A 6,000-nucleotide genomic window follows, 5' to 3' on the forward strand; every position below is an offset into this window, starting at 1 on the left:
GAGAGGGCTGGTGAGAGGGGACAGGCCGGTGCCCGCCGGGGATGGAGGGCAGGGAGCCGTTGCGGGTCGCCCTGATGCCGCCATTGTCTTGTCTGACGCCCTGCCGTTCGCAGAGCGGTGGCGACGTGGTGCGTTCTCGCCCCTGACGATTGCGGTCGCTTTCACGGTCTTTGCCTGTCTCGTGCTGGCATTGGTGGTGGTGCAGGCCTACATCTACCGTGGTCGGCAGCTGGCCGAGGCCGAGGTCTCGCTGGTCAACCTCACCAGTGTGGTGGCCGAACATGCCCGGCAGACGGTCGAGACCGTCGACATGCAGCTGCAGAACATCCGCGAGAACATGCCAGCGGCGATGCTGGCTGGCGACCTGTCTCCCGAACAGCAGCGTCTGCTGGTGCGCCGGCGCGACTCAACGCCGGATGTGTATGAGTTTTTCGTCCTGGATGCCGATGGGGTTTTCCGCGCCACGTCGGCCGACCAGATGCCCGCGACGACGGATTTCCGCAACACCGAGACGTATCTGCATCATCTGAATGATACGGCCGACTCACTGCATGTCGACAAGCCGATGGAAGGTTTCGTCGGCCGGGCGACGGGCCGGCAGATCATTCGCGTCAGCCGCAGGCTCACCTCTGGCGACGGCGAGTTCGCCGGTGTCGTTGTCGCCGCCATGGCGGTCGACCGGTTCGTGTCGTTGTATGAGTCGATGAACCTTGCCAACCGTGCGGTGGTGTCGCTGTCGCGCAGCGACGGGGTGCGCCTGGCCCGTTACCCGATGATCCGGTCCATGCTCGGTCGCTCCTACACGCACCTCGAACCGTTCCGCTCGCTGGTCAGGACGCAGGATCACGGTACCTTTACCCGACCCTATGTCGGGGATGGCCTTGTCCGGCTTTCGGCCTTTCGTAAAGTGAAGGACTACCCGCTTGTCGTGACGATCGGCCAGTCGCGGGACAGCATCCTGGCCTCCTGGTGGCATCGCTCCCTGACAGATGGCGCCATCACAGCGCTCCTGGTGATCGCGGTGGTGCTGTTCGCGTTCATCGGTCTCACCCAGGCGCAGCGACGCAGCGGGCAGGCCGAGCAGATATCCCGTCGCTTCCGGCGTCTGGCCGATGCCTCCGCCGACATCGCCGCCGCACCCAGTGTGTCAGCCATTTTACTGCAGGTGTCGGATGTCGCGCGCGAGTTGGTGCCTGCCAACATCATCATCGCCGGTCTCGCCGATCCGGCGGATCATGAGCGGATGGATATCCAGGCCGCTTACCTTGCCGGCTTTTTTACGCAGGTGAGGCCGCAGGACTGTGCGGCGGTGACCGAAGCACTCGCACGAACGGCCTGTCATGATCGGCGTGCGCTGCGTCTGACCCGTGAACAGATGTCGCTGCACATGGTGCCTTTGCCAGGCGATCATGGCGTGAGCGACGCGCTGTCGATGCGTGGCTGGCTCGGGGTACCGCTGGTCGAGGGTCATCAGTGTATCGGGTTCATTCAACTCGCTGATCGTATACGGGGAGAATTTTCCGACACCGATCAGGCGGTGATCGAGCAGTTGGCGCGGATTGCCACGGTCGCCATCGCCAACATGCGTCTGATGCAGGAAAATCGCACGGCCCTGGCGAGCGCCGAGGACGCGCGTGCCGAGGCGGTAAAAGCCCGGCAGATGGTCGAGGCCGTTATCAACACCGCCTTCGATTCCTTCATCAAGCTCGACGGAGCATGGCGCTTCATCGGTGCCAATGACTACGCGCTGGCGGAACTGGGGTTCGCATTGCCGGACCTGCTGGGCCGCAGCATCTGGGACCGTTTCCCCGACACGCTGGGCACCAATTTCGAGCAGGAACTCCACCGCGCCAAGGCCGAGCAGCGCCTGATCGAGTTCGAATATAACAATCCACGCAATAACCGCTATTTCACCGTGCGGGTCGCGCCGACCAATGGTGACATCGCCATCTATTTCCGCGACATCACCGAACAGAAGGATACCGAGCAGCAATTGCGCCAGGCGCAGAAAATGGAAGCGATCGGTCAGCTTACCGGCGGCGTTGCCCACGATTTCAACAATCTGCTGACGGTCATCCTGGGTAATGCCGAACTGCTGCTGGAGGAGTATAAGAACGACAGCCGGATCAGCCGCCTGGTCGGCATGACGCAAAGGGCCGCCAATCGTGGTGCTGAACTGGTGCGCCGGTTGCTCGCTTTTGCCCGCCGGCAGGCACTGACCCCGGAAGTGGTGGATGTCAACCAGCTGGTGTTGCGCCTTGATGACCTGCTGCGCCGGACTCTGGGCGAGCATATCCAGATCCAGCTGGTTCGTGGTGGCGGGTTGTGGCAGGCCTATGTCGATCCATCACAATTGGAGAACGCCATTCTCAACCTGGCGATCAACGCCCGCGACGCTATGGGAGAGAGTGGCAAGCTGACCATCGAGACTTCCAACGCCCATCTCGATGCCTATTATGCCGAGCACAATCCTGGCGTGACGCCCGGCCAGTATGTGCTGGTTGCCGTGTCGGACAACGGCAAGGGCATTCCGTCGGATATCATCGATAAAGTGTTCGAGCCGTTTTTCACCACCAAGGAGGTGGGCAAGGGCAGCGGTCTGGGTCTCAGCATGGTCTATGGTTTCGTCAAGCAGACCGGCGGTCATATCAAGGTCTATTCCGAGATCGACCAGGGCACGAGCATCAAGCTTTACCTGCCGCGCGCCGCCTCGACCGTGGCGGCGTCGGAGCCCCGCCAGACGCGTGTGGAACCGGCGCATGGCACTGAAACCATCCTGCTGGTCGAGGATGATGAAATGGTCCGTGCCCTGATCAAGGAAGGGCTGCTCAGCCTCGGATATGAGGTTCATGATTTCGACCAGGCCGCGCGGGTGCTGGAGGCCATCGACAGCGGTCTGCGCTTTGATCTGCTGATGACCGACGTCGTCCTGCCAGGCGGCTTGAATGGTCGCAAGCTGGCTGATGCCGTGCAGGCGCGGATACCGGATGCCAGGGTTCTCTATATCTCAGGCTACACCGAAAACGCGATCATTCACGAAGGTCGGCTCGACCCCGGCGTACAGCTGTTGAGCAAGCCGTTCCGTCGCGAAGACATGGCGCGCCGCATCCGGGCTATTCTCGACGCCTGACCTCAAGTCGGCGAGGGCAGGCTGGGGACATGGCGATCCGACATATCCACCAGCGCCGACCAGATGCGCGTGGCCAGTGCCTCTCCGGTGCGGTCATGACGCGCCTCGACGGCGGCGTGCAGATCAATGATCGCGGCGGCCATCTGGTCGTGCACGGCATCGAGCGCCGAGATTCGCAGACTGGCGGGCGTCGCCGCGCTGGCGGCTTCCAGAGTCGCGCGCAGGGATGGATCATGCACCAGCGCCAGTCCGTCGCGCAGCAGCACGCGCATCGCTTCGATGTCGGCGTGGCGCACGTCGGCGGCGCGGTCATATTCTCCCGCCACCATGAACATCATCAGGCCGATGAGGTTGAGCGTGCCGGTGGCGTAGTCGCCGGGCAGGGCGGGCGCGATGCTGGCCGACAGTTCGGCGCAGGCACCCAGCAGGATGTGGTCGGCTTCCGGTCTCATGCGGCACACTCCTCCAGGGTCAGGTCGCGCAGGCGCTCGGCCAGCATCCGGTTGTGGGCGGCGGTGCAGAACCAGCCGGAGAAGGCGAGAATCGGGTCACGATTGCTGCCGGTCGCGTATTCGCGGGACGACGACAGCCAGATCGCCAGCCCCTTGACCATGGCGAAGACCTGCCACCAGCGCAGCGACTCCGGGTTCACCGCCATGCCCGATGCCTGCGTCCACAGGCGCAAGCCTTCCTCGGTCGGGATCATTGTCCCGGCCCGAGTCGGGTCGCCGAACGCCCACAGCGGATCGGCGGCCCAGGCGATGTCCTCGTGCGGGTCGCCGAGATGGCACATCTCCCAGTCCAGTACGGCGCGGATGGTCCCGGTATCGTCATACAGGAAGTTGCCGGTGCGATAGTCGCCGTGGATGACGGTGACGCGCGGCGGTGCCGGCGGCGGGTTGCGTCGCAACCAGCGGATGGCGCCCTGCACGATAGGCTGGGGCGACAGGGCGTCGGCGTCGATGACCGCCGCCCAGTAGTCCAGCGCCTGACGCCAGCAGTCGGCGGGCGCGGGCATGTCGAGGCATCGGGTCAGGCCGCGTGCCGCCGGGTCGGCGCGGTGGATGGCGCCGAGGATGTTCCAGAACTGCGTGCCGATCCTGTCCCGCAGCGGCCCGTAGGGGTCGGGCTGGAACGGGGGCGCCGCGGTGCAGCCGGTGATCTCCTCCATCACGAAGAACGGACGATCCAGCCACTGGCCGTCCATTTCCAGAAACAGCGGCTCCGGCACCGGCACGTCGGTGCCGTGGTAGGCGCGGTAGGCATTGTACTCGACGTCGCGTTCGGTCTCGATCAATGACCCGGTGGGGTCACGGCGCAACACGAAACCGCGCTCGACAGTGGCGCCCTCCTGCAAGTAGCGCGCGCGCAGCCGGTAGGTCTCCCGGCTGGCGCCGCCATGGAGGCGGGCTGCGGTTACAATCTCGACGTCGGTGATGCCCTCCATGCGGGCGGCGAGATAGCGGGCGAAGCGCTGACGGATCTCGTCCATGCCTGTTCTCCTACTTCGCCATGTCCATGAGGCCGGTGAAGCCCGATGGCGCATGGGCACCGATGGAGAGTTGCTCCAGCACGCCAAATCCGGTGCGCCGGCCCAGCGTGCCGGTCATCTCGGCGCGCACGAACGCCTGCACATGCCAGTGCAGTGGCAGCGTTTCGTCGGCGGTGGCGATCTCGATGCGGTCATAGCCGACCGCCAGATCACCCTTGTTCAGGCCGTGCCCCCATTCGGGGTGCAGATAGCCGAGCCCGGACATGTAGAAGTTCCACCGCGGCGCCAGCGTGATGCGGGTCTCGCCGCCCGCGGGGTCGACAAAGGTCAGGCACGCTGAACGGGCATGTCGGGTGCCGGGCTTGTACTCAATGTCGGCCGTTGCTGTCGCCATTGACCGCGGTTCGGCGTCGCCCAGCGCGCCGAACAGGCCATGGGTGTTCCATGGCCGGCCCTGGTCGTCGGCGTTGAGATGGTAGAGCGAGAAGCCATCGGCGAAATTGAGCGGCGCCCATAGCCAGAAAAACTGGGGCGGCTCGGCGGGGGTGACCGGCTGGCTGTCAGGCGCGCCGACCGGCCGGATGCCCCAGGAGCGGTCGCGCGTGCCCAGAAAGCGTGCCGGTTCCAGCGTGAAACGTTGGCCGGCGATGTCGACCCAGCCCGACCAGCTGCCGTTCTGGGTCAGCCGGGTGTAATCCATGATCGTGCGGGGGCCCTGGCGGCGGATGAACCGTGGTTCCTCCACCGGGCGTGCCCGGGCCTCGAAGGTGAGGTCGGCGGTGATGCCATGCTCGTTCGGCGCCACCACGACGCGCAGGCGCTGCAACGGCTCCAGTACATCGACGCGGATCGGACCGACGATGGTGTCCAGGCGTTCCATGCCGAGCAGGCGGGAGGCGCGCAGATTGTGCTGCACCCCGTCGTGCACGACGCAGAAGGCGGCATCCATGATGTTCAGGTGGGGGTAAACTCCCAGTGCCACGGCGAAGAACAGTTCGCCGTCGGCGTCATAGCCGTTGAAGAAGTAGCGGTCGTAGAAATTCCGGTCGGTGCCGGCGTAGGCAATCGGTTCCGGTGTCTGATGAACAGGATAGTCGTCGGCTTTTGTCAGCATGGTCCCTCCCCAGGGGAGTCGCGCGCCTTGGTGGCATTTTTGAGCGCGGCTCAGGGTGCAGCATGGCGGCAAGGCGATCCGCCGTCAATGCGGCGCGGAGGCGGTGGCGCGGGCGGATGCACGGCCCTGTTAGGAGTGGTCGCGTCCGTCAAGGTGGTGTAATTTCGGCTGTGGCCGTGGGCCATCGTCAGGCGGCTTTGGCGGTGATGTGTAGGGGCTGATTTTCCTCCTCGATCATGGGTTGGTTGAGTTCGGCCATGCCTT

Annotated in this window: 4 protein-coding genes; 1 reads left to right on the top strand and 3 read right to left on the bottom strand. The window is 64.8% G+C overall.

Translation table 11 applies throughout. The features are described from left to right. Window positions 1-181: 181 nt before the first annotated feature. Window positions 182-3,130 carry an ATP-binding protein gene (locus ABU113_RS05815; RefSeq protein WP_454558547.1) on the top strand — a complete coding sequence of 983 codons (2,949 nt, stop codon included), beginning with the start codon at window positions 182-184 and terminating at the stop codon, window positions 3,128-3,130. A gap of 2 nt (window positions 3,131-3,132) precedes the next feature. On the opposite strand, the gene ABU113_RS05820 is transcribed toward ABU113_RS05815, so the two are convergent. From ABU113_RS05820 to ABU113_RS05830, 3 genes are read right to left on the bottom strand one after another with little or no spacing between them, the layout of a single operon-like run. Further along, window positions 3,133-3,582, bottom strand: coding sequence for a hypothetical protein (locus tag ABU113_RS05820; protein ID WP_454558548.1), 450 nt, complete (start codon window positions 3,580-3,582; stop codon window positions 3,133-3,135). Beyond that, the gene (locus ABU113_RS05825; protein ID WP_454558549.1) at window positions 3,579-4,622 is read right to left on the bottom strand and encodes a phosphotransferase family protein; all 1,044 of its coding nucleotides are present in this window, start codon (window positions 4,620-4,622) and stop codon (window positions 3,579-3,581) included. The genes ABU113_RS05820 and ABU113_RS05825 overlap by 4 nt, the downstream gene beginning before the upstream one ends. 10 nt (window positions 4,623-4,632) lie before the next feature. Then, the gene (locus tag ABU113_RS05830) at window positions 4,633-5,736 is read right to left on the bottom strand and encodes a hypothetical protein (protein WP_454558550.1); all 1,104 of its coding nucleotides are present in this window, start codon (window positions 5,734-5,736) and stop codon (window positions 4,633-4,635) included. Between the last annotated feature and the right edge of the window lie 264 nt (window positions 5,737-6,000).

The sequence above is a fragment of the Parapedomonas caeni genome, assembly GCF_041060555.1.
GTDB lineage: Bacteria > Pseudomonadota > Alphaproteobacteria > Sphingomonadales > Sphingomonadaceae > CAUJIW01.

What these genes read in the sequence shown, in the direction of transcription:
- ABU113_RS05825 (WP_454558549.1), bottom strand. Translation starts at nt 4,622, where the DNA reads ATGGACGAGATCCGTCAGCGCTTCGCCCGCTATCTCGCCGCCCGCATG.
- ABU113_RS05830 (WP_454558550.1), bottom strand. Translation starts at nt 5,736, where the DNA reads ATGCTGACAAAAGCCGACGACTATCCTGTTCATCAGACACCGGAACCG.
- ABU113_RS05820 (WP_454558548.1), bottom strand. Translation starts at nt 3,582, where the DNA reads ATGAGACCGGAAGCCGACCACATCCTGCTGGGTGCCTGCGCCGAACTG.